Source organism: Lysobacter korlensis, assembly GCF_042434515.1.
In genome coordinates this window covers 675,336-698,189 of the sequence record NZ_JBHLTG010000003.1, presented here as the reverse complement: position 1 = coordinate 698,189, position 22,854 = coordinate 675,336, and the positions used below count along the sequence as shown (strand labels likewise).

The window sequence follows — 22,854 nt, the reverse complement described above, 5'->3', positions numbered from 1 at the left end:
CGTCCACTGCTGGTTGAAGAACTCAGTGCGACCCTCGGCATCGGTCGTTCACACGATGTGTTGAGTGGCATCGGCCATTGCCCGGAAGAGCGTTTCGTTGTCGAGTGCCCGGCGACTGGGCGCCAGCGGACCGTCGCTGTCGCTCGTTCGCCGACCGGCGGCCGCGATGGGGTTTTCGATAGTCAACGGACGATCTCGCACGGCAGCCGACGGGCAGGAGATCGCGCATTCTGGAAGGCGGGTCTTCGCTTCGCCTTCACGTGCGCGGCCGATTCAGGGGCCCGAGCGGACCGCGCCGGACTGCGATCCCGGTACGTGCGACCGCCCACGGCGGAGGTGCGTTTCGGAGTGCGTCGATCAGGCCGCTACGGCAAATCAGGCCACGCAGTCGTAACGACCGGTGCGGCTGCTCGGCCAAGCCGAACGCGCAATGCGTGCCGAAACGCGGCAGAATCGCGCAATCCACCCGGCTGCGGTCGACCTTGACTCCGAGGCGACGCACGCGGAAGTACAGTCTGGTCTCCGGGCCTGATCCGACAACGACGTCCCCGAACTTGACCATGTACGTACTAGCGGCGATTGCGGTTTTTCTTGGCGTTTGCGCATTTCTCGCGTGGCGCCGGCGCAGGCCCTGCACGTATGCGAACGTCGCATGGGAAATCGACCGCGTCTCGCCCGAGGCCATTGCCGAGCTGAAGTACGCGGCCGACGACGGCGTCGCGGTGTGCCAGGTGAGATACGTGGGCCAGCAGGGTTTCCACACCGTCGCGACCGGCGAACCCGCGCGTGCGGCGTACCAACGCCATCTGGCCAGGTGCGGCAGTTCGCTCGCGCAGGCCGCTTCGCACTACGTATCGGCTGCGATGTGCGCCCGCGGCGGCAATGCAGAGCTTGCCTCCGTCGTGCAACCGTGGCCCGCGGCCGCGGCCGCGGGCGCGGCACCGGCTGTTGTGCAGCCAACGTCGGCCACCCTCTCGCAGGAGCGGCCGGTCGTCCAGAAGTAGCGGACCGCGCTTCGCCGACGGGCGATCGTCGCGCTCGCCGAGCTAATGCCGTCTGCATCGCCCGCCCGATGAGCCTGCTGGACTCCGGCGCCTCCCCGCACCGCGGCGACGCTATCGCTCCGTTCGGGCCCTGAGAATCTCGCCCATCACCCAGCTGGTCTTCGCCGCTTCGATGCCGAGCGACGGATGCGGCGCGCCGCCGCGCAGGTGGCGGACCATGTTCTCGACGTGCGGCGTCTGGATGTGAGCTGGGTTCGGGATCGACACCGAGCGCTGCTCTTTGCCCGTTCGCGCCTCGAGGGGCGCCTCGTCGAACACCGAAAAACGGATCACTCCGCGCCCACCGACGATGCGGACTTCGTCACTGCGGTGATCGCCTCCGAAATTCCAGCTGCCAGTGCCGAGCGCACCGCCCGCGAACCGCCAGCACGCGGCGACGGCGTCTTCCGCCCGGTACAGGCCCTGCTGGTTCGTCGCGAAGCCCTGCACCGCCTCGATATCGCCGAGCAGAAACTGGAACAGGTCGATCCCGTGGCTCGCCAGATCCGAGAAATACCCACCGGGCGACGTCTCCGGCTGGGTGCGCCAGTTCGGCTCGCGAGCGAGGTCGCGCGGCGACGGCGGCTTCACGAGGTGCCAGCTGACTTCGCGCACTTCCCCGATGAGGTCCTCCTCCAACCACTGTTTGACGGCAACGAATCGCGGCAGCGAACGGCGGTAGTACGAGACAAACAAAGGCAGATCCCTCGCCGCGAACGCGGACACCATGGCCATGCATTCGGCGTGATCCATCGCCATCGGCTTTTCGACGCAGCAGGGCTTGCCGGCGCGGGCGACCTTCAGCGCGTACTCGCTGTGGCTCGCGGGCGGAGTCGCGACGTACACCGCGTCGACTTCGTCCGACGCGATCAGCTCGTCGATGTCCTCGAAGACCTGCCGAACGCCATGACGCTGCGCATAGTCGCGGGCGGATGCGGCGTTTCTAGACGCCACCGCGACCAGCGCCGAACCGGGCACGCTGTAGAGCGGCGGCCCGCTCTTGACCTCGGTCACCGCGCCGCAACCGATCATTCCCCAGCGAATCGTGCCCAAGCGAATCCTCGTCTGTTGTGATGCGGCCGGGGCCACAGTGTCGTGTTCTACCTCAGCGCATCCGTATGCCGGGTGCAGGCGCGCAGATGCTTCGCGCCCGCTTCATACCGACCACACAGATGCGTTCGAGACTGGGCCTGTCAGCGAGGGACCACCATGAACAAGCCAGCATCCGAAGCTGCCTCTACCCGACCCGCGTCGCCGGGCAGCACCAACGGCGACGCGACCACCGAAACGCAGCGTGTGCAGACTTCCGACGCACTGCACTACTGGGAGCGGCGGCGCCTTGTATACAACGCCGTGCTCGCCGTCGTGGTCGCAACCGTCTTCGGCGCGCATGCCGACCGCTTCCTGCGGAACGCTTCGCCCGATCTTTTTCTCGGCCTGTTCCTACTCGCCGTGCTTGCGAATGTCATGTACTGCGCCGCCTACCCGGCCGACCTGTTCGTGCAGCGCTCGGGCTCGCAACGGGCGTTGCAATGGGTACGCCTGTCCCTGTTCGCCATCGGCACGACATTCGCGGCCGTGCTTGCGCAGTTCATCGCACGTGGCATCGTCGGCAGCCACTGACGCCGTGCGCCGGCGCCCCTAGCCGCGCCAGTTCGCATGCGTGCGCCAGAACTCCACGCTGCGGCGGTACGCCTCGCGGTCCAGCGGCACGCCCGAGCCGCCCTCGCCCACACCGAGTGCGTTGCGCATCATCGTCACCGGCGCCATCGGTGTCTCTTCGGGCTCGGCCGTATACATGCAGCCCACCACGCCCCAGTCCGCATCGATCGCCGTGCTTTCCCGCGCCAGCTGCTCACGGTCGTAGAGAATCACGATCAGATACTCCGCGACCGGCGGCTCCACGCCTTCGAACCAGCGCACAAGCACCGGCAGCTCATCCTTCGTGCGCGCTTCGTAGTCCGAGCGCAGCAGGTGCCGGTTGTCGTCGGTGATCGGCACCGTGAGGCAGCGGGTCGAGGTCCAGTTGCGGTGCACGTGCAGTTTGCAGAACGGCGCGTAGCCATCCAATACCTTCAGCGGTGAAACCTCGTTGAGATGTCGTTCGAACTGCGCAGGCGTGCAGTCCTGGATCGTGTTGCGGCGCGGTTCGCGCGGAAACAGTCGGGGCCGGGCGAAATCGGTGAGAACGATGGACATTGGGCGGGTAATGCATCGGCGGGCGCGCATTATCGGGCACGGCAGCGTCGATGCAGGCGGCTTGCGCGTAACGGTCCAGCTGCGCTCGGAGACCGCCGGGCGATCACGGCGCATGTGCGAGAGTGCGGGCGCGCCTGTGCCAGGCCGCGTTACCTGGAGCCGGAAATGGACAATCGCCCCAGCCCGCCCGAGCCCGCCCGAGCCCGGCCATCAGTTTGCGGCCATGGTCGACCGCGTTCGTGACTACGCGATTTTCCTGATCGATCCCGAAGGCCGCATCGCGTCGTGGAACCCCGCAGCGGAAGCGATGAAGGGCTATAGCGCGGCCGAGATCATCGGCCAGCCGCTCGATGTGCTCTATACCGACGCGCAACGGAAGGCAGGCGCACCGCAGCACAACCTGCGCGCGGCGCGCGAGGAAGGAACTTACGTCGAAGAGTCATGGCGGCGCCGGAAGGACGGTCAGCTGTTCTGGGCTCTCATCGAGATCATCTCGATTGTCGAGCCCGGCGGCGTGCACACCGGTTTCTGCAAGATCACGCGCGACCTCACGCACCGCAAGCGGCTGCACGACGCGCTCGAACAGGAAATGGAGCGGACTGCCGGCACGCTGCAGGCGATCGGCGACGCGGTGGTGTCGACTGATGCGGAGGGCCGCATCAGCTTCGCGAACGCGAAGGCGCAGTCGCTGTCGGGACGCAGTCTCAACGACCTGTTCGACGTTGGCATCCACGAGTTGCTGGTTTTTGGCGATGGCGAAACGCCGCCCCTCGCCGTTCTGTTCGAGCAGCTGTGCCAGGGCCAGGTGTTCTCCGAGCACTTTCCGGTGTTGCTCCGGAAACACGACGGATCCACCATGGCCGTCGACGGTGTGGCTGCACCGGTGCGCGCGCTGGATGGACGCTTTGCGGGTTGCGTGGTCGTGTTCCGCGACGCGACCACGTCACGCGAGAATCTGCGCGCACTCGCGCATCAGGCGACACACGACGACATGACCGGCCTGGTCAACCGCGCGGAGTTCGACAAACGACTCGCCCGTTCTGTGATGCGCGCGCAACAGAGCGCAACGGCGAGCGCGCTGATCTACATCGACCTCGATGGCTTCAAGGCCGTCAACGACAGCGGCGGGCACGCCGCGGGCGACGAACTGCTTCGGCGCCTGGCGCGGATCTTTGCCGAGCACATCAGGGAGCGCGACACGCTTGCGCGCATCGGCGGCGACGAGTTCGCGCTGATCATTGATGGCTGCTCGCACGAGGTCGCCGACCGGGTGGCCGACGCAATACGGAGTGCAACGGAAGACTTCGCGATCAACCAGGACGGGCGCGAGTACCAGGTCGGTGCGAGCGTGGGCGTCACCCTGATCGTCGCCGGCGACACCGCGGAAGAGGCGCTCGGTCGCGCCGACCGTGCGTGTTACACCGCGAAGGCGCAGGGCGGGAACCGGGTTCACCACCCGCGGATGCACTGACTCGGGGCCAGCCCGTCTTGGACCCTCCGGCTGAGACCGCCTGCCGGTTCCACGAGCAGCCGTGCCGCCGTGCGCTCTGCCGCAACGCTGCCGACTGCGGAGCTACCTGCTGCAACGCACCAGGTAGGCGGCTCCCTGCAATGACTCGCGCAGCACGGGCTCGGGCTCGGGCTCGTCGTGGTGCGGATCATGGACGGACGACTCCATCTCCACCTCCATTTCTACCGGGCCCGGCTGCCAGCACGTTGCACGGCTGATGCGTACCCCGCGGCGCTTGTGCTACCCGGGCCTCGAAATGCCGACCCGGCCCTGAAATCGTCGCGAAAAAAAGGCCCCGCAATGCGGGGCCTTTGTCTGTTGGCGTATGAAGCAGGACGCAGCGCAGTGCTGCTTGCCCGCTCGTGACGCGGCTCTTAGTGGCGCACGTTGGTGCGCGTCGCCACGAGCACCCGGTTCGAACCGATGTTCGCGCCGGCGGCCGCGGCAACCGCGCCGAGCACGAGCACGAACAGCGACCACCATGCCGCCGCGGCGACCGCCTCGGCCGACGCTTGGCCCCACTGGCGCGCCTTCTGCTCGGCTTGCACCTTCGCATCCTGCCAGGTCGACTGCGCCTTCTGGTAAGCCTGGCCGTAGCTGCGCTCCCAGTTGGCAACGGTCTGCTGGGCCTGCTCGCGGCTCATCCCGGTGCGCTCCACGACGAGGTTGACCAGCGCCTCACGGTCGGCGGCACTCATCGTCTCGCGCGCTTCGCGCTGGATGCGGTCGAAAATCTGCTGCAGTGCCTCGTCGGCGGCAGCCGGGTTACGTGCCGCGCGCTGCAGTGCGTCACTGGCTTCGTTGCGCACCTCCTGCGCGTCCTGCTCTACCGCGCCTGGCGTCAGTTCACGCGTGCCTGTATCGCGCAGCACCGCTTCGGCCTCACGGCGCAGTACACTGAGGTCCACGTCACTCTGCTGCAGTTGTTCCTGTGCCCGATCGGCAATCGGTCCGGCCACCGCGGACGCGGCCTGCCCGGCTTTCGACAGACCCTCGCCGAGCAGGTTGAGCGTGCCACCGATCAGCCGGCCAAGGCCGGTTGCCAGCAGCATCATCGACAGCAGCGTGATCACGGCCCAGGTCGCCAGGCCGTGCAGGGTGCGATCACCGCGCGTCTGCAGCGAAGCCAGTGCGCCCGCCACATAGCCGCCGGCGAGCATGGCGACGATCACGCTCACTACGAAATAGATGCCCGAGCCGATGCCGATGCCCTTGACCGGGTTCTGCTCACTCATCGGATCGATGACGCTGGCGCCAATCGCAATGCCGAGCACGCCCATCAGCAGCAGTACGGTCAGGCCGATCACGGCGCCAGCGAAGATCGCGCCCCAGGACACCCGCCGTACCGCGGCAGTCGCGGTGGTGGAGTGGGTAACTGCAGCCATGGTGTTCTCCTGTCGTTTTAGGAACGGATGCACGCCTGCAGGCTGCCCGGACAGGGACCCCGGGCCGTAGACGGCCGGGCTTGCGCACTCGGTACGCGGTCGAGCGGACAGGCGGTGCGATGAGCAAACCTTAAGGGCGGCGTAATGAAATCGACATGACAGAAACGCAGGATCGGCAAAGTCGAGCCCGCATCGACCGTTGAGGACGGTCGCGCCTGAACAGCGGCCGAGGCGGAGCGCCGTGATGGACGGGCTACCGCCGCCGACACCGCTACCCTATGCGCCGCGCCGCCCACGGGCCGCCCCTCCCCCTCCACGATCGGAACAAGCACACCATGCGCAAGTCCGGATGCGCGGCGCTGTTCGCCGCCTGTCTCGCCATCGCCCCTGCCGCCTCGGCGGGTGATTTCTTCATCAACGGCCAGGCCGGCCGAATCGAACTCGACAGTGGCTTCTCCGACGACAGCAGCTCGCTCGTGCAGGGCAGCGTCGGCTACCGCTGGGGCATCGGCTACGCACAGATCGGCTTGGAGGGCGGCCTCGGCCAACTCGGCGAGACGGAGTTCGATTACACCGCCGGCACCGTGGACCGTGCTTACACTCTGTCATCGCGCTACGGGTTTGTCGGTGCGAACGCACGTATCAAACCGCCCGTGCTACCCGTGTACTTCATCGGCCGGGCCGGCGTGCTGGGCATCCGGCGCGAGCTCGACGAAACCGCCATCGACCGCACCGTCGGCACGGCGCCGGTCACCGAGCGCAGCGAGTTCAGCGATGCCAGCGGCGGCACGTACGCCGGCGTCGGCGTCGGCACCACGATCCTGCCGTTGCTCGACGTGGGTCTGATGCTCAACCAGTACCGCTATTCGCAGGTGCAGTACGACCCGGTCGGCGACGAGTACCGGCTTTCGGATGACAAGCGCGACGCACGCAGCGTCACCGTCACGGTCGAGTACCGCTTCTGACGAATCGGTCGTCGTGCTTTCACGCGACCCAAGAAAAAGCCCCGCAATCGCGGGGCTTTTTCGTACAACCAACAACCTTGATCAGAACCTGAAGCCGACGCGTGCGTAGTAGAAGCCGCCGTTGAAACCGTACGGCGCATGCACCGGGTACTGCGCACCCGCGATGCCCGCCCAGGGGTTCGCATCAGGCACGTTGTCGAACAGGTTCTGCGCACCGACGTTGACGTACAGGCCGGACGCGAACTTCCAACCCACCTCGGCGTCGACGGTGACCGCGCTGTCGCCGTAGATCGGCAGACCGCCGTCCTCGACGAGCACCACGTCGCTGTCCAGGTGATCCTCGTAGAACGAGCCGAAGTAGTTCACGCGCAGGTTCGCGCTGAACATGTCGCGCTGGTGGTTGACGCTGAAGTAGCCCTTCGTGCGCGGCAGCGATTCCTCGAGCTTCTTGATGCGCGCCTCGGTGATGATGCCGGGCGTGAAGCTGTCGACTTCGGTGCGGTTCCAGTTGGCGGCCACCGAGTAGATGGTCTCGCCGCCGAAATGCTCGCTCGTGTAGCTGCTGACGATATCGACGCCGGTCGTCGTGGTGTCGAAGTCGTTGACGAAGAAACCCACGCGGCTCAGCGTTGCGGCCTCTGCAACGCCTGCGGCCACGAGTGCGGCGCGGTCGGCATCGGTCAGCGTGAAGTCGGTGCTGCGCGCGATGCGGTCGGTGACCTCGATGTGGTACGCGTCGACCGTGGTCTGCCAGGCGTCGTGGTTCCACACCAGGCCCAGCGAGACGTTCTCGGACTCTTCCGGCGTCAGCGGGTCGGCACCGTAGAACGCGGCAACCGGGTTGGTCGGCGGTAGCGTGGCGGTGTCGCGCAGCTGGCCGTCGATGAAGGCCGAGGTCACCTGGCTGACGTTCGACTGGCCCGGAGTCGGAGCGCGGAAACCCGTGCTCAGCGCGCCGCGCATCGCGAACGTATCGGTGAAGTCGTAACGGCCCGTCAGCTTCCAGTTGGTGGTGCCGCCGAAGTCGCTGTAGTCCTCGTAACGGACCGCCGCCGCCATCAGGAACTTCTCGGTCAGACGCGCTTCGGCATCGACGTACACCGCCCAGTTGTCGCGGCTGAACGTACCGGCCGTGCGCGGGTTGAAGCCCGGGAAGCCGTTTGACCCGATGCTGAAGCCCTGCTGCGTGAGCGGCCCGATCGCGAACGATGCCGGATCACCCGCGATGACCTGGAACTCCTCCTCGCGCCACTCCGCACCCATTGCGAGGCTGACCGGCTCGTCGAGGAAACCGACCGCAAGGTCGTGGCCGACGTCGAAGTTGACGTTGCGCTCGGTCTGCACGTTGCCGCCCGGATTGAACCGCATGTCCGCCGGCTGATTCGGGCCCTGCGAGGCGTTGACCGTGTTGAGGATGAAGAAGTCGATCTCGTTGCGACCGTAGGACGCGCTGAGGTCCCAGTGCCAACCGTCGCCCCACATGCCCTTGACGCCCGCGGTGACCGCGGCGTCTTCCATCTCGCCGCCGAAGTTCGGCGTGAACCCACCCGGCAGGCTCGACAGGAACGTGAAGCAGTTGCCCGGTAGTGCCTGCACCTGCGGGCCGACGACCGAATACGGGATCAGGTTGCCGGCGGCGTCGCGCAGCGAGATCGTCGGGCACGGTGCGCCGTTGAGCGAACCGATCAGCAGCGTCTGGCCGTCGTCGTTGGAGAAGACGCCACCGCGGGTGGTCGGGTTGCGGTAGTAGAAGCCGCCGATCACTTCGCGCTGCGCATAGTTGCCGAACAGGTAGAAGTCCATCGACTCGGTCGACAGGCCCATATTCGCCACCAGCTTGATGTCCTTGTCGACCTCGGGCGAGCCCCAGATCTGCGCCGGGTTCGGAACACCCGGGTAACCCGCGGCCGCGACTGCAGCCGCGTCGTCGCGCTGCACGCTACGCGAGGTCGCGTCGGCGGTGCGCCATTCAGCGGTGAACGTCGCGAAACCCCTCTCCGACAGCGGCATGCCGATCTGCGCGGCGTACTGCTGGGTGAAGCCGTCGCCTTCGTAGTACTGGCCGGCGAACGCTTCGATCGTACCGCCCTCTTCCAGACGCTTGAGCTGGAAGTTGATGACGCCCGCGATCGCGTCGGAACCGTACTGCGCCGCTGCGCCGTCACGCAGCACTTCGACCTGTTCGAGCGCGAGCGACGGGAACACCGAGATGTCCGGGCCCTGCGAGCCGTCGGACAGGCCGTGTCCGAGGAAGGTGATGACCGCCGCGCGATGGCGGCGCTTGCCATTGACCAGCACCAGCGTATTGTCCGGCGGCAGACCGCGCAGGTTGGCCGGGCGCACGAGCGTCGCTGCGTCGTCGATCGGAATCGTGCTGACGTTGAACGACGGCACGAGCGTGCGCAGCTTGTCGAGGACATCGACTGCGGGCTGCCTGCGGAATTCCTCGCCGTCGAGGATGTCGATCGGCACTGCGGAAGTAGCTTCCGAGCGCGGCTTGGTACGCGAACCGAGCACCGATACGGTCTCGAGCGTGGTGGCCTGTCCTTCGGCCTGGCCCTGCTGGGCCTGTGCCTGTTCCTGCGACTGATCCTGCGACTGCTCCTGGCTCTGGGCGCCGGCGATGCCCGCAACGGACAGCATCGTGGTGACCAGTGCGAGACGCACCCCCGCCGACAGCGAGTGGCGCGCCAGGCGGCGCTGCGTGTTCGATTTCATTGCCATCAACCTTCCCTCACCAATCAGATGAATGTCGTGTTGCATCCCTGGCCGTTCCGCCCCCGCCCGTCTCGGTCCGGCTCCGTCTTAACAGGAATTGAATGTGGGTGGCAAGCAAAAAGTCAGGCTGAAACCGGCAAAGCCCGCGGCGGCGGACTCTTGCGATCTCGACGGTGCTCGGCCGGGTCGCGGGAAGCCGTGCGAGGTGCGGCGGCATGCGCGGCGGGTCGTGCGAAAGCCGGCAGGTGCTCGGCCGCTCGCACGCGCTGCAGCGGGACGTGAGGTATTCCGGCGCTCCGTTCTCCTCGCAGGGCGGGCAGTGAGCCGCAAGGTTCCACCCACGCAGGTCGTCGCCCTACCTCGTCCGCGGACGCCGACTTCACCGGACGTCACCACGGCCGGCACGACGATCGCTACACCACCGCCCTGGAGGTTCGACATGCCCGGCCGCCGGAAACAGCCCAAAACACGCAGTAGCGCAGCAGTCATCCTGGCCGTGATCGCGCTGCTGATCCTCGGATTTTTCGCCTGGAACCAATACGAATCCCGTGACGGCGACGACGCCGCAATCGGGCCCGCCGCGGCGGCCGATGCTGGGGAGGAGGTCAGGCAGCAAGCACACGCCCGGATCGCGGTCTAGCCGCAGCCCTGAAGCCAGTGTGTCCGCACCGCCCTGCACACGCAGGGCGACGCCGCCGGGCCGGTACAATCGCCGACCCGCAACGGGCTGGCGTGCAGTCGCGCCCCGCCCACGGATCGGCTTCAGGAACACACCCGTGCATCGCCTTTTGTTGCTCCGCCGTCGCCCGCTGGCGACCGCCATCTTCCTCGTCGCGCTGGCGACCGCACCCGCCACCGCTACCGCCCAGGACGTCCACAGCGACGAACACGAGCACGGGCATGAAGACGAGACCGTCGAACTCGACGCCGTCATCGTCGAGTCCACGCGGTCGAAGCGGCGCGTGTCGGACGAGCCGATACGCGTCGAGGTGATCGAGCAGGAGGAGATCGAAGAAAAGCTGCTGATGACGCCGGGCAACATCGCGATGCTGGTTGCCGAGACCGGCGGCGTGCGCGTGCAGGTCACCTCCCCTGCGCTTGGCGCCGCGAACATCCGCATGCAGGGCATGCGCGGGCGCTACACGCAGCTGCTCGCCGACGGTCTGCCGCTGTATGGCGGGCAGGCGTCGTCGATCGGCCTGCTGCAGATCCCGCCCACCGACCTCGGGCGCGTGGAGATCATCAAGGGCGCCGCGTCCGCGCTGTACGGCCCGTCCGCACTGGGCGGCGTGATCAACCTGATCTCGCGGCGTCCCAAGGACGAGCGTGAAGCCGAGCTGCTGCTCAACGTCACCAGCCGAGAAGGCTACGACGTCACCGCGTACACCGCGTCGCCGTTGACGGAGGCGTGGAGTTATTCGCTGGTCGGGGGCTATCACGATCAGACCCGGCAGGACCTCGATGAGGATGGCTGGATCGACATGCCGGCCTACCAGCGCTGGACCATGCGGCCGCGCCTGTTCTGGAACTCGCCGGATGGCGGCAAGGCGCTGCTGACGTTCGGTGCGATGACCGAAGACCGCATCGGCGGCACCCTTCCCGGCGCGCTGATCCCCGATGGAGAGCCGTTCCCGCTGACCCAGGACACCACGCGTTTTGATGCGGGCGCGGTCGTCGAGCTACCGATGCGCGAGACCGACACGCTGCACCTTCGCGCCTCCGCGATGACGACCGACCACCGGCACCGATTTGGCGCCGTGGTCGAGGACGACCGTCACGAGACGGTGTTCGCCGAAGCCTCGTACGCCTCGGGCTTTGGCGAGACCACGTGGCTTGCGGGTGTTGCGCTGCAGTCGGACGCGTTCGAGTCGCGCGCGTTTTCCGCGTTCGATTACCGCTACACCGTGCCGGGCGTGTTCGCGCAGGCCGAGCACAACCTGCGCGAAGACCTCACGCTGGCCGGCAGCGCGCGCTGGGACGACCACAGCGAATACGGCTCGCACTTCAGCCCACGTGTGTCACTGCTCTACCGACCGGGTAACTGGTCGGTGCGCACCTCGCTCGGCCGCGGTTTCTACGCACCGACGCCGTTCGTCGAGGAGATCGAGGCCGCCGGGCTGTCGCGCCTGGAGCCGCTCGCCGGACTGGAGGCGGAGACCGCGACGACCGGCTCCATCGACGTCGGCTACGCCCGTGGCGGGCTGGAAACGCACGTCACGCTGTTCGCGTCCGACATCGACGATGCGGTGCGGCTCGCGCCGTCGGCGCCATCTCCCGACGGCACGCCGCGCGTGCAGCTGGTCAACGCAGACGGGCCGATCCGCACGCGCGGCAGCGAGCTGCTGCTGCGCTACCGCTGGCAGGACCTCGTTGTCACCGGCAGCTATGTGTTCACCGATGCAGCCGAACAGGACCCCGATGGGCCCGGCCGCCGCCGCGTACCGCTGACGCCGCGCCACACCGCCGGACTGGTTGCCATGTGGGAACAGCACGGCCGCGGCCGCGTTGGCCTGGAGGCGTACTACACCGGCAATCAGACGCTGGACGACAACCCCTACCGTCGCACCGGCCGTCCTTACGTCGAGCTCGGCGCGCTCGGGGAAATCACGCTAGGCAAGGTCAGCCTGTTCCTCAACCTCGAGAACATCCTCAACGTGAGGCAGACCCGCTACCACCCGATCACACGCCCGCAGCGTGCACCGGATGGTCGCTGGACCGTCGATGCCTGGGCGCCGACTGACGGCTTCGTGGTCAACGGCGGCGTGCGGATACGGTTCTGAGTCCTCGGTGCTCAGCGAGCTTTGGTCAGCGCTGATGCGCGGCCGAGCGGCTCGAAGGCGCAGGTTCGCGCGCTCCCGCGCCGATCGTCGCGTCTGACTGTTCAACAGCGGACGAACGCCACGTCATCGTCCCGCGGATGCCTGCGCAACGGCGCCATGAACCACGAGCGCTACCGCGCCATCACCCTGCCCGCTCGACCGCGAAGTCGATCGGCTTGTAGCGGAAATTGTTCGACTGCCCCGCCGAGCACGCGGTCATCGCTGCGACCAGCGGCATCAGTGCACGCAGGCGGATGCGGTCACCCGGCTTGCTCAGCGGTGGTTTGACGGCAACTGCGCCCGTGTCGGGGTCGAATGCCACATGCATGAACACGTTGAACGCGATCGGGATGCGGTCGGTGGTGATGCCGTATGGCTCCAGCGCACTGACGAGGTTGCCCTCGCAACCGGGACGGTTCTCGGTTTCCCCGTAGATGATCGAGAACGTGTCCTTCGAGCACGGCGTCAGCGTGAAGTCGTGGCGACCGCAAGTGTCGTCGACGATCTCGAACATCGGGCGGCTGCGGTTCGAATAGAGCAGGTCGCCGGTAGACAGCCAGAGCTTGGCGGCGTAATCGATCGAGCGGCCCGACGACAGGTATTCGGCGAGATCATCGCGACTGAATGCGACCAGGTCGCTGACCTGCTGACCCTCCGGGTCGACGATGACCAGCTCGTCGCCTGTCTCCAGTTCGACAGCGCGCGCCGAGCACGGCGGGATGCGGTGCATGGTCGGGTTGTTCAATGCGGGCTCCTGGGTTGGAACGGACACTTCCAGCGACGCTCCACGTGTCGGCCGCTGTACTGCCGCGCCTCTGAGGCCTTGCCGTAATCGGCCAGGTTCGGGTTGATCGAACCCTGCAGCGCGCGATCGCGCTTTCGCGTCGCGCGCTTGATTCGCAGGAATCGTCCATCCTCGCGAAGGCGATCGAACTGCCGGTGCGAGTTGAACACCAGCGCCGGCAGTTCGAACCGCCGCGCAAGTCGTGATGCCTCCGGATGCAGCCCGATCACGAAGAACGGATGCCCGGCCAAGCTCATGCTGAATCTGGCGTCCGACGGATCGGCGCTCACGTCGTCCGCCCAGGGCACACCCCGCGCGACATCCAGATCGTGCAGCCGCTGCAGTTGCTTCCACAGCAGGCGCTCGAACTGCAGCTCATCGATCACCGTTGGCGCGCGATAGAGGGCGACCAGCGACAGCACATCGAGGCTGTCCGCCGGCAAGGACTCGACTTCGCGAGCGAACACTTCTAGCCGCGCCATCAGGCGAGCGTCGTCGTTGGGGTTATCAAGCGCATCGAGTTCGATCGTGCGGATGCCATCGCGCGCAAGCGCGGTCTTCGCACCGACGCAGGGGAACTCCGCCGCATCGACGAACTCGCGAAAGCGCGAATCCAGGTTGGCTGGCGGCGGCTCAGCCGCGATGAACAGGCCAGCCTCCGCGGTTTCCAGCGCACGTAGCGTTGCCGGCATCATCGGCTTGTTCATCTCGTTGCTCCTGCGCGTCAAGCCGCAACCATAGGAGCGTGCGTGGCAAGGCCATGTCGAGCACAAGGAAGCGCGCGACCAATGGTTCAGATTCGACGTGGCGGACCTGCGAGACGTCAGCGACCCCAGCGCCGCCCCCGTGTGTCTGAGCGCCATAGCCGCCGATTCATGCGGGGGCTCGCGGGGACGATCGGCACGGACACATCACGCGCGGCGCCGTCGATTGCGGCCGGCCCAAGCGCCCGCGCTCGAGGTCAGTTAACAAGATGCCCGGCGACGCTGTGACGGTTCCTTAATCCCGGCTGCGTATGGTGCACCGCAACGAAACGAAGCCGGGCGGAGCATGAAATTCATATCGAAAGCACATGATCGAGAAGACAGAAACGCCTCAGTGCGCAGCCGGGCCCAGCAGATGGCCAACGCCGAGTCGTCGCCGGACGGCGCATCCGCGGGCGGCCAATGGTCGAACAGCGGACGCGACATCGACGAGGAGGAACTGCGTCTCGGCATGCACTGCGGCGCGACCGCGGAAACGGACGAGGCGAACGACACAGGCGATGCCGCCGGCGGGCGCGGCGAATTTCTGCACGCCACGTATCGGAACGAGCACGGCGAGCGCGAGTACCGCCTCTATCGGCCGGTCGGATACGCCGAGAGCGACCGTGCAATGCCGCTGGTCCTCATGCTGCACGGCTGCGCGCATACGCCCGAAAACTTCGCCGTCGGCACGCGCATGAACATGCTGGCGGACCGCCTCGGCTTCCTGGTGGCCTACCCGCGGCAGACGATGGGCGAAAACCGCGCGAAGTGCTGGAACTGGTATCGCCCCGATCATCAGAAGCCCGACGAAGGCGAACCGTCGATCCTCGCCGGCATCACGCACGAGATCGCCTCGACCCACCGCGTCGATACCGGGCGGATCTTCGTGGCGGGCCTGTCTGCCGGAGCCAGCATGGCGGCGATCCTGGGCCACACGTATCCCACGCTGTTCCGCGCGATCTGCGTGCACTCGGGTACGCCGTACCTGAGCGCGCACAGCGCGCCGTCCGCGCTGGCGACGTTGACCGGGCACGGCTACCACAAGTCCGAAGCCAGGCAGACCGTCTCCGGACTGCCGGTGCCGATGATCCTGTTCCAGGGCGACCGCGACCGCGTGGTCGATCCGGTCAACGCCGATGCGCTGGTGCGTCAGGCGGCGGGGGGTGACCTGGTCGCCACCACCGAGACAGGCCGCGTACCGGACGGGCACGCATACACGCGCGAGGTCTTCACTGACGGGACGGGCCAGGCGCGCATCGAGCGCTGGACTGTGCACGGATCGGGCCACGCGTGGAGCGGCGGCAGCGCCGAAGGCGCTTACACCGACCCCGAGGGCCCGGATGCATCGGCTGCAATGCTGGAGTTCTTCATGCGGGTGAGCGAACAGCCGGCCACTCACGCGGTTCTGCACTGAGATGAGTTCGGCGTGCCGCCCCGTTCGTCCCCGGACGGGGCGGCAACAGCCGGCGAGCATCGACTCCACGCCCTCGCCCACTGCCGGCGCCTGAGGTCAGGTCGCCGGTCGCCGCGCGAGATGGAGCCCCATTGCGATCGTGCATACGGCGCCGCCCACTGCGCCGATAAACAGCGCGGTCAGTGCTGCCGAACCGTCGCTGGCGAGTGCATTGGTGGGGATGAGCCAGGGGAAATACGGGCCGAGATCCGAGCCGGTCGCGGCAACCGCGACAAACGTGCCGCCGATGCCGAGCGCCAATGGCGGGACAAAGCTTCTCCAGCGCAAGGCGGCCCACAGCTGGATGACGACGAGCAGCCAGGCGCTTGCATAGATGCGCGACAGCACGCCGATCAGTTCGCCCCAAGCGACCGGGCCGGTCAGCGCGCGGTCCGGCGTGATCGCATCGCTCAGGTAACCGAGCGCGGGCGCGAGCAGCGCCAGCACGACGGTCATACCGGCGCAGAGGGACATCACCGCGCCCGTCTTGGCAAAGAAGATGTGCCGACGTGGAAGCGGCAGCGCGAGCAGGTGGTTCCACATCCGCGGGCCATGTTCCATCTGCGCAACCAGCACGGTCAGCGCGGTGATCGTCATCGGCAACATGAAGTACGCCCACGTCGCCGCGTTGCCGAGCAGGTACATCCGCCAAGGCAGATCTTCGCCGCCGTGGCGATTGAAGATCAGCGCCATCAGCGCCGCGACGGCGACCGGCGCGACCAGGCACAACAGCAATGCCAGCGAACCGCGCAGCTTGGTGAACTCGGCGCGCAGGCAGCGCAGCAGCGTGTAGTCAGGCGGCGACAGGGACATCGGTGCGGTCTCCGGTGGCGTCGTGAAAGAGCGCTTCGAGGCGAAGCGTTCCGGGGCTGAGCCCGTGGACGGGAATGCCGTGGCGGACCAGCAGCGCGTTGACCTCCGCCGCTTCGGGCGCGCCTTCGCGGCACGGCACGATCAGACGCGAACCTTCGGCTCGAACGACGACGCCAGCCTGTCGCAACACAGCCGCGGCTTCCTCGGGTTGCGCGGTGTCCACCTCGATCGCGCTGCGATGCCGCTGTCGCAGCTCTTCGATCGGGGCCTGCAGCACCAGCCGCCCTTCCTGCATCAGCCCGACATGGGTTGCGATCTGATCGATCTCGGTCAGCGCGTGGCTTGAGACGAAGACGGTCACGCCCTCGCGCGAAGGCAGCTCGCGAAGCAGACCGCGCATGTCGCGCACACCACGGGGGTCCAGGCCATTAGTGGGCTCGTCGAGCACGAGCAGCCGCGGACGCGCGAGCAACGCACGGGCGACACCCAGGCGCTGGCGCATGCCGAGCGAGTAGTCGCCTACCCGACGGTCGCCATCCGCGGCGAGGTCGACGATTTCGAGCGCCCGGTCGACGGCCTGTCGCGGCAGTCCAAGCAATCCTGCCGTCAACGCCAGGTTGCTCCGCCCGCTGAGGTGGTCGTAGTGCCCCGGCGTTTCCACCATCGAGCCGATCAGGCAGGCGACGCGACGGCGCTCACGCAGGGCATCCAGCCCGTGCACCTCGATCTGACCCGCGCTCGGGGCCAGCAGGCCCAGCAGCATGCGGATCGTGGTGGTCTTGCCGGCGCCGTTGCGGCCGAGGAAGCCGTAGACGGCGCCGGCTGGAACGTCCAGGTCGACATCCTGCACGGCGGACAGCCGGCCGAACGTTCGTGTTAGTCGGCGGGTGCGGACGGCGGGTTCCATGTCCTGTCTCCGTGGGCGGTATGATTTAAGTTATTCCTAAAGTTATTTAAGCGCAAATTAAATTATGGATGCGCAGTCGCTGCAACAGCACAGCCGATGGCTGACCCGTATCGCCGACTTCATGCTGACGGGCACCGTCGCCGCACTCGTGCTCCCGACGCTGTTCGTGCTCACGAAGGTCCCCGCGTCCCAGGTCTTCGTCGGCGACCTGGCCGTGCAGTGGCTGGTGCCGTTGCCCTACCTGTTCGCAGTGGTCGCGATTCGGCAGGCGTTCGCTGCCTACGCGCGCGGCGGCGTGCTCGGCCCGCTCATGGTCCGGGCGTGCCGCCGCGCAGGCACCGCACTCGCGCTCGGTGCGGGCGTCAGCGCGTTCGGCGTGCCGCTCCTGGTCAATTGGCTTGCAAGGCCGGCCCACCCCATGTGGGGCACCGTCATGGTCTTCGACGTTGCGTACGTCGCGATCGGTGTCGTCGGGCTTGCGCTCGTGTTGCTTGGCGGCCTGATCAGGCGAGCGATCGACGTGCAGGAACGCATGCACAAGCTCGAACATGTGCTGACGGAGTTCGTCTGATGCCGGTAACCGTCACGCTTGACGCGGTGCTTGCCGCAAGACGGATGACCGCGAAGGATCTCGGGCGTCGCATCGGCCTCAGCGAGACCCAGCTCTCGCTGCTGCGCACGGGCAAGGTGCGCGGAATCCGCTTCTCCACGCTCGCGGCGCTATGCGCTGTTCTCGAATGCGAACCCGGCGACCTGCTGGGCTACGCCCCCGACGCGCTGGATGCGGACCGGGCACACGGAGAAGCTGGCGACTAGAACTTTGGGGCGCATCAGTGATCACTCGATGCGGCTGTGCGGCAGCAGTGCAGCGGGCTTTGCAGCGACGTATGTACCGACTCTGTGGCCCCACGGGCGCCGCGAGGCCCCTGACGAACGGCCGAGCCGATGGACACTTCTTATCGAAAGAATCTCCGCCGCCTACAACGGGCGAGCCGGCCCGTGGAACATCGGTCGATCAAATGTAGCGCCGCCTGGCGATGCTGGGTCAGCGGCTCACAGTGGAGCGGCGATCAAGCACCACAGCCAGCGGGACCGCGCGATGCCAATTCGCCGAGATGTGAGCACACACGCCGCTATGCGCCCCGCGCCGCCCGCGCTCCCGCACTACGACTGCTTACCCCGCTTCCACCAGCACTCGAGAAACGTGAGCGCCCACATCAGCGCAACGATGGCGACAAGTGCGGCAGCAACCGCTTTGATTTCGAATGGAGTCATGGTGGGCAGCCGTAGTTCAAAGGAGAGTCGCTCCCCTTGTCTGACGAGACGGCGCATTGGAAACGGCAGGGCGCCCTTCACCGGACATTTAGGCTCACCAATGCCGATGTTGCAGCAGTGCAATACGCTCTCGAACGCGCTGCGGTTCACCGGCAGGTGAGCTTGCTCCCGGCCCGTCAAGTGCCGTTGCACCCGCACTGAGCGGTTGCATCATGACTCGAGCGTGTCGCGTCTGAAGCAGATGCTCGTGCACCGCTGGGCTCGCGCATCACGCAGACTACGCTGCACCGTCCTAGTATTCGTCCGTGAGAAGACCAGACGCGCTGCCACCACCACTGCTCGAACGCCTGTTGAGATCGCCACTTGCGGTGTCGCTGCTCGTGTTCGCGTTGGCCGTGCTCGTCACCGGCGCGCTGCTCGCCGGGCTTCGTTCGGCGATCCGAAGCCAGGACAGCCTTGCGTTCGAGAACGAAGTGCTGCAGGTGCGCGACGCAATCAACCAGCGCCTCGCCGTCACGTCGAATTTGCTGCGGGGAACCGCGGGTTTGTTTGACGCCAGCGAGCAGGTCAGTCGCGAGGAATTCCGTCGCTACGTTGACAGCTTGGACCTGCGCGCGCGGTACCCCGGAATTCTGGGTATCGGCTTCACCCGACGGCTCGAGCCCTACGAAGTGCACGCGTTTGAACAGCGTGCGCGGGCGGCGGGGCTCGCAGACTTCAAAGTCTGGCCCAAAGCCCCGCGCGATGAGTACTACAGCATCGAGTATCTCGAGCCCATGGACCGCCGCAATGCTGCGGCGCTGGGTTTCGACATGTCGACCGAGCCCGTGCGACGCGCAGCAATGGCCGCCGCGCGCGAACAGCGCGACCTCGTCGCGTCGGGAAAGGTCACGCTGGTGCAGGAAATAGATCGGCACAAGCAGGCCGGTTTCCTGATGTACCTGCCGATCCACGAACGCGGCGAACCACAGCAGCCGGGAACATTGCTCGGTTACGTGTATTCGCCGTTGCGCGCGGGCGATCTGCTGGCAGGCACGCGTGGAAGCACGAAGCTGATCGACTACGAACTCTTCGACGGTTTGCAGCCCGACCCGCAGGCACTGCTACGCAGCACGATTCGCCAGACGCGATTGCAAGCACCGCGGTTCACCGTCGATCACCACATCGACGTGGCCGGGCGGCCGTGGTTGATCCGCTTCCACAGCACGCCCGCGCTTGAAGCGCGCTCGCTTGAATGGCTTATGCCCTGGCTGGCCCTGGCTGCACTGGCGGCCAGCGCACTGTTTGCGCGCTTGAGCTGGCTGCAGGGGCAGGAACGGCTGGCCGCCGAGACTGCTGCCCAGGCAGAAAGGCAGGCAGCCGACGCGCTGCACCGCGAACGCGAGTGGCTCAGTGCCACGCTCGGCAGCATCGGCGACGCGGTGGTCGCGGTTGATGCCGAGCAACGCGTGACGTGGATGAACGCCGTGGCCGAGCGACTCACCGGCTGGTCAAGAACGGATGCCCTCGGCCGCCCGATGCACGAGGTCGTGCAAACCGCCTCCCTGCAACACGAAGACGCCCAGGGAACAACGCAGCCCGGGGAGCATGGTCGGGGCGAGGTGATGCTGCGCGCGCGCGACGGCACGCAGCGACCGGTCGATCATAACAGCGCGCCGATCCGCACTCCGAACGGCGAGGCGTCCGGCTCGGTCGTGGTGTTTCGCGACGCTTCGGCGCGCCGTCGAGTTGAATCCACGCTGCGCGAGAACGACCGTCGCAAGGATGAATTCCTCGCGATGCTGGCGCACGAACTGCGCAATCCGCTCGCGCCGATCAGCACGGCAGCTGCCCTGTTGTCCTCGCCATCGATCAATCAGGGCCAGTTGCGCGATGCCAGCGGCATCATTGCGCGGCAGGCCAAGCATCTATCCGAACTGGTCGACGATCTGCTCGATGTCTCGCGTGTCACGCGCGGTCAGATCACGATCGACGCCGAGGTCTATGACCTGCGCAGCTCCATCGACGCTGCACTGGAACAGACGCGGCTCGCGCTGCAGACGTCCGGCCATGAGCTTGAACTGAATATCGAAAACGGCCCGCTTTGGGTGAGCGGCGATCGCACCCGTCTGACGCAGGTCACCGCGAACCTGCTCGACAACGCGATCAAGTACACGCCCGCGCCGGGCCGGATCGTTCTGTCGGCCGGGCACACCGCCGATGGCGTGGTCATCCGCGTCCAGGACAATGGCGGTGGAATCAGCGCGCGGCTTCTTCCGCATGTATTCGACCTGTTCACCCAGGGCGAGCGCCTGCTGGACCGCTCGCAGGGTGGATTGGGAATCGGCCTCGCGCTCGTGCGCATGCTCGTGCAGATGCACGGCGGCGCGGTGCGTGCCGAAAGCGGCGGCGTCGGGCAAGGAAGCGTCTTCACCGTGCAGCTGCCTGCTGCGGAAGGCGCCGACGCAATAACGCGGCCTGCGGCGCCGCAAGTCGAGGAAGCGGCGCCGCTGCGCGTTGCCGTCGTCGACGACAACACCGACGCCCTGGACACCACTGCGATGCTGCTCGAAGTGGACGGCCACCGCGTGCGCAAGTTCGACAGCGCGGAGCACGCGCTGCAGGCGGCCGATGACGACCCGGCCGACGTTTACATCCTCGACATCGGGCTGCCCGGCATGAACGGCCACGAGTTGGCCCGCCGCTTGCGGGCGCACCCGCGCACGTCGCGCGCGACGCTGCTCGCGGTGTCGGGGTACGGGCAGACCAATGACGTGGCCGCGTCGATCGATGCAGGCATTCACCAGCACCTGGTGAAACCGGTTGACCCCGGGCGGCTGCTGGCGGCGCTCAGGAGCGCGGCGCCTCCGCGCGTGTGATTCACCGTGCGACCCGGACGGGCGCGAAGGCCGCGAACATCAGCAGCCACAGCCTTCACGTGTGCGGCATCCGCTGCATTGTGGTCGAGACCACGGAGAAGGTAGAGGCGCTCGCCAGGCAGGAAGCAAGCGAAAATGCCTCTGGCTGTCGCTGCATGCGTCCGCCACGATCGGCAACTCCTCGTACGACCCTGTCCGCAACATCGTGATCGCTGACGAGCGTGTGGCGGGTCTGTTCGAGATCGACCCTGCGCGGGCGCGATCGGGTATTTCGCTCGAGCAGTTCATGGACGCGGCGCACCTTGGCGATCGCGGGCGCGGCCGGATTCGCGTCGGTAGGACATCGGTGTGTCTAGCTGAGCATGTCTTCGATAGCCGCGCGCAAAAGCAGGCCGGCAATCACCGCGAGCGTGCCGAACCACGCCGTCTCATCAGCGTCTTCGAACGCGGGATGCGTAAGTGCCGCGGCCGCATCGGAACCGCGTTGGCAGGCCATCAATCAAGCACAACCGGTAGGCGACCGAACGTGCTTTTCAACGCGACCGCAGGCTCATGCATGCACCGGTTGCTTCACGGTACCCACTACGCGCAGCGCCTAGTGTTCGCCCTCGAACGTGCACCCAGCCACGTGCAACACCTCTCACCTCCCCACCCGAAGGAACTGCCATGTCCCAGCCCTCCAGCCTGCAAGAGCTCTACACCCACGAACTCAAGGACCTCTGGTCCGCGAACGACCAGATGCAGCGCATCGTCAGCCAGGTCACCAACAAAGCCACGAGCCAGAAGCTCAAGGATCTGCTGGCCAAGTCCGAGAAGGCGATCGCCGAGCACACCGACGTGCTCAAGCAGCTCCTCGAATCGAACGACGCGGAAGTCGCGAAGGAGCATTGCAAGGGCATGGCCGGCCTCGTCGCCGAAGCGAAGAAGCACATCATCGAGGAAGCGCCGGAACAGGGCCCGCTGCTCGATGCCGTCATGATCGCCCAGTACCAGCGAATGACCCATTACGGTCTGGCCGGCTTCGGCACGGCAGCTGCGTATGCAGATGCGCTGGGCCGCAAGCAAGATGCCGAACGCCTGCATCGCGCCACGAAGGAGATCTACCAGGGCGACGAATACGCCACCACGCTCGCCGAGACGTCGATCAACCTCAAGGCGCAGAACGCCTGAGAATCGCCGGCCCGGATGCGTGACATCCGGGCCGGCTATTACGGCCGATCTGTTTGCGGTCGGTCCACCGCTGGGTGCGCGATTCTCTTTGTCGCTCGGGCCGCGAGCGGATTCAGCCTGAAACGATGCGCACAACGAGCCAGGCCGGCACGCCGATGAAGTACGCGATCCGCGCCAGATCCAGCAGCGTTCGCCGGAGCGCGAGTGCG

Annotated in this window: 19 protein-coding genes; 11 read left to right on the top strand and 8 right to left on the bottom strand. The window is 66.8% G+C overall.

What is annotated here, in order from left to right; translation table 11 throughout:
* Window positions 1-434 precede the first annotated feature (434 nt).
* The gene (locus ACFFGH_RS16210) at window positions 435-1,004 is read left to right on the top strand and encodes a hypothetical protein (RefSeq protein ID WP_386670089.1); all 570 of its coding nucleotides are present in this window, start codon (window positions 435-437) and stop codon (window positions 1,002-1,004) included.
* 111 nt (window positions 1,005-1,115) lie between these two features.
* Here the strand turns inward: ACFFGH_RS16210 and ACFFGH_RS16205 are convergent, their stop codons facing one another.
* Window positions 1,116-2,096, bottom strand: a complete 981-nt coding sequence (locus ACFFGH_RS16205; protein WP_386670087.1) for a Gfo/Idh/MocA family protein — start codon at window positions 2,094-2,096, stop codon at window positions 1,116-1,118.
* Window positions 2,097-2,252: 156 nt separating this feature from the next.
* On the opposite strand from ACFFGH_RS16205, the gene ACFFGH_RS16200 reads away from it, so the two are divergent.
* A complete protein-coding gene (locus ACFFGH_RS16200) occupies window positions 2,253-2,666 on the top strand; it encodes a hypothetical protein (RefSeq protein ID WP_386670085.1) in 414 nt (137 codons plus the stop codon).
* Between the two features lie 18 nt (window positions 2,667-2,684).
* Here the strand turns inward: ACFFGH_RS16200 and ACFFGH_RS16195 are convergent, their stop codons facing one another.
* Window positions 2,685-3,242 carry a DUF3228 family protein gene (locus ACFFGH_RS16195; protein WP_386670083.1) on the bottom strand — a complete coding sequence of 186 codons (558 nt, stop codon included), beginning with the start codon at window positions 3,240-3,242 and terminating at the stop codon, window positions 2,685-2,687.
* Between ACFFGH_RS16195 and ACFFGH_RS16190 the strand changes: the two genes are divergently transcribed.
* Window positions 3,163-4,713 (top strand): diguanylate cyclase domain-containing protein, encoded by a 1,551-nt coding sequence (locus ACFFGH_RS16190; protein WP_386670081.1) that lies wholly within the window; start codon window positions 3,163-3,165, stop codon window positions 4,711-4,713. The genes ACFFGH_RS16195 and ACFFGH_RS16190 overlap by 80 nt on opposite strands.
* Before the next feature lie 413 nt (window positions 4,714-5,126).
* Here ACFFGH_RS16190 and ACFFGH_RS16185 read toward each other — a convergent pair whose 3' ends face one another.
* The gene (locus ACFFGH_RS16185) at window positions 5,127-6,032 is read right to left on the bottom strand and encodes a hypothetical protein (protein WP_386670079.1); all 906 of its coding nucleotides are present in this window, start codon (window positions 6,030-6,032) and stop codon (window positions 5,127-5,129) included.
* Window positions 6,033-6,472: 440 nt separating this feature from the next.
* On the opposite strand from ACFFGH_RS16185, the gene ACFFGH_RS16180 reads away from it, so the two are divergent.
* A complete protein-coding gene (locus ACFFGH_RS16180) occupies window positions 6,473-7,102 on the top strand; it encodes an outer membrane beta-barrel protein (RefSeq protein ID WP_386670077.1) in 630 nt (209 codons plus the stop codon).
* A gap of 81 nt (window positions 7,103-7,183) precedes the next feature.
* Here the strand turns inward: ACFFGH_RS16180 and ACFFGH_RS16175 are convergent, their stop codons facing one another.
* Window positions 7,184-9,820 (bottom strand): TonB-dependent receptor plug domain-containing protein, encoded by a 2,637-nt coding sequence (locus ACFFGH_RS16175; protein ID WP_386670075.1) that lies wholly within the window; start codon window positions 9,818-9,820, stop codon window positions 7,184-7,186.
* Between the two features lie 439 nt (window positions 9,821-10,259).
* Between ACFFGH_RS16175 and ACFFGH_RS16170 the strand changes: the two genes are divergently transcribed.
* Entirely contained in the window at window positions 10,260-10,460 is a 201-nt protein-coding gene (locus tag ACFFGH_RS16170; RefSeq protein WP_386670073.1) for a hypothetical protein, read from the top strand.
* 136 nt (window positions 10,461-10,596) lie between these two features.
* The gene (locus tag ACFFGH_RS16165; protein ID WP_386670070.1) at window positions 10,597-12,600 is read left to right on the top strand and encodes a TonB-dependent receptor plug domain-containing protein; all 2,004 of its coding nucleotides are present in this window, start codon (window positions 10,597-10,599) and stop codon (window positions 12,598-12,600) included.
* Window positions 12,601-12,781: 181 nt separating this feature from the next.
* On the opposite strand, the gene ACFFGH_RS16160 is transcribed toward ACFFGH_RS16165, so the two are convergent.
* Together ACFFGH_RS16160 and gntA are read right to left on the bottom strand one after the other, a co-directional pair.
* On the bottom strand, window positions 12,782-13,384 hold the full coding sequence (locus ACFFGH_RS16160) for a DUF1989 domain-containing protein (RefSeq protein WP_386670068.1): 603 nt from the start codon (window positions 13,382-13,384) through the stop codon (window positions 12,782-12,784).
* A complete protein-coding gene (gntA, locus tag ACFFGH_RS16155; RefSeq protein WP_386670065.1) occupies window positions 13,381-14,130 on the bottom strand; it encodes a guanitoxin biosynthesis heme-dependent pre-guanitoxin N-hydroxylase GntA in 750 nt (249 codons plus the stop codon). The genes ACFFGH_RS16160 and gntA overlap by 4 nt, the downstream gene beginning before the upstream one ends.
* Before the next feature lie 391 nt (window positions 14,131-14,521).
* On the opposite strand from gntA, the gene ACFFGH_RS16150 reads away from it, so the two are divergent.
* The gene (locus ACFFGH_RS16150; RefSeq protein ID WP_386670063.1) at window positions 14,522-15,583 is read left to right on the top strand and encodes an extracellular catalytic domain type 1 short-chain-length polyhydroxyalkanoate depolymerase; all 1,062 of its coding nucleotides are present in this window, start codon (window positions 14,522-14,524) and stop codon (window positions 15,581-15,583) included.
* A gap of 96 nt (window positions 15,584-15,679) precedes the next feature.
* Here ACFFGH_RS16150 and ACFFGH_RS16145 read toward each other — a convergent pair whose 3' ends face one another.
* Together ACFFGH_RS16145 and ACFFGH_RS16140 are read right to left on the bottom strand one after the other, a co-directional pair.
* A complete protein-coding gene (locus ACFFGH_RS16145; RefSeq protein WP_386670061.1) occupies window positions 15,680-16,435 on the bottom strand; it encodes an ABC transporter permease in 756 nt (251 codons plus the stop codon).
* Window positions 16,416-17,342 (bottom strand): ABC transporter ATP-binding protein, encoded by a 927-nt coding sequence (locus ACFFGH_RS16140; protein WP_386670058.1) that lies wholly within the window; start codon window positions 17,340-17,342, stop codon window positions 16,416-16,418. The genes ACFFGH_RS16145 and ACFFGH_RS16140 overlap by 20 nt, the downstream gene beginning before the upstream one ends.
* Before the next feature lie 64 nt (window positions 17,343-17,406).
* Between ACFFGH_RS16140 and ACFFGH_RS16135 the strand changes: the two genes are divergently transcribed.
* The 4 genes from ACFFGH_RS16135 to ACFFGH_RS16120 all read left to right on the top strand — a co-directional run bounded on the left by ACFFGH_RS16135 (window position 17,407) and on the right by ACFFGH_RS16120 (window position 22,645).
* Window positions 17,407-17,913 (top strand): DUF2975 domain-containing protein, encoded by a 507-nt coding sequence (locus ACFFGH_RS16135; protein ID WP_386670056.1) that lies wholly within the window; start codon window positions 17,407-17,409, stop codon window positions 17,911-17,913.
* A complete protein-coding gene (locus ACFFGH_RS16130; protein WP_386670054.1) occupies window positions 17,913-18,158 on the top strand; it encodes a helix-turn-helix domain-containing protein in 246 nt (81 codons plus the stop codon). Before ACFFGH_RS16135 ends, ACFFGH_RS16130 begins: the two co-directional genes overlap by 1 nt.
* A 764-nt stretch (window positions 18,159-18,922) precedes the next feature.
* Window positions 18,923-21,475, top strand: a complete 2,553-nt coding sequence (locus tag ACFFGH_RS16125; RefSeq protein WP_386670051.1) for a CHASE domain-containing protein — start codon at window positions 18,923-18,925, stop codon at window positions 21,473-21,475.
* A gap of 666 nt (window positions 21,476-22,141) precedes the next feature.
* Window positions 22,142-22,645, top strand: a complete 504-nt coding sequence (locus tag ACFFGH_RS16120) for a YciE/YciF ferroxidase family protein (RefSeq protein ID WP_386670049.1) — start codon at window positions 22,142-22,144, stop codon at window positions 22,643-22,645.
* Window positions 22,646-22,854: the final 209 nt, after the last annotated feature.

Coding starts and splice junctions, on each gene's coding strand:
- ACFFGH_RS16200 (WP_386670085.1), top strand. CDS start 2,253: ATGAACAAGCCAGCATCCGAAGCTGCCTCTACCCGACCCGCGTCGCCG.
- ACFFGH_RS16195 (WP_386670083.1), bottom strand. CDS start 3,242: ATGTCCATCGTTCTCACCGATTTCGCCCGGCCCCGACTGTTTCCGCGC.
- ACFFGH_RS16185 (WP_386670079.1), bottom strand. CDS start 6,032: ATGGGCGTGCTCGGCATTGCGATTGGCGCCAGCGTCATCGATCCGATG.
- ACFFGH_RS16180 (WP_386670077.1), top strand. CDS start 6,473: ATGCGCAAGTCCGGATGCGCGGCGCTGTTCGCCGCCTGTCTCGCCATC.
- ACFFGH_RS16175 (WP_386670075.1), bottom strand. CDS start 9,820: ATGAAATCGAACACGCAGCGCCGCCTGGCGCGCCACTCGCTGTCGGCG.
- ACFFGH_RS16170 (WP_386670073.1), top strand. CDS start 10,260: ATGCCCGGCCGCCGGAAACAGCCCAAAACACGCAGTAGCGCAGCAGTC.
- gntA (WP_386670065.1), bottom strand. CDS start 14,130: ATGAACAAGCCGATGATGCCGGCAACGCTACGTGCGCTGGAAACCGCG.
- ACFFGH_RS16145 (WP_386670061.1), bottom strand. CDS start 16,435: ATGTCCCTGTCGCCGCCTGACTACACGCTGCTGCGCTGCCTGCGCGCC.
- ACFFGH_RS16140 (WP_386670058.1), bottom strand. CDS start 17,342: ATGGAACCCGCCGTCCGCACCCGCCGACTAACACGAACGTTCGGCCGG.
- ACFFGH_RS16135 (WP_386670056.1), top strand. CDS start 17,407: ATGGATGCGCAGTCGCTGCAACAGCACAGCCGATGGCTGACCCGTATC.
- ACFFGH_RS16130 (WP_386670054.1), top strand. CDS start 17,913: ATGCCGGTAACCGTCACGCTTGACGCGGTGCTTGCCGCAAGACGGATG.
- ACFFGH_RS16120 (WP_386670049.1), top strand. CDS start 22,142: ATGTCCCAGCCCTCCAGCCTGCAAGAGCTCTACACCCACGAACTCAAG.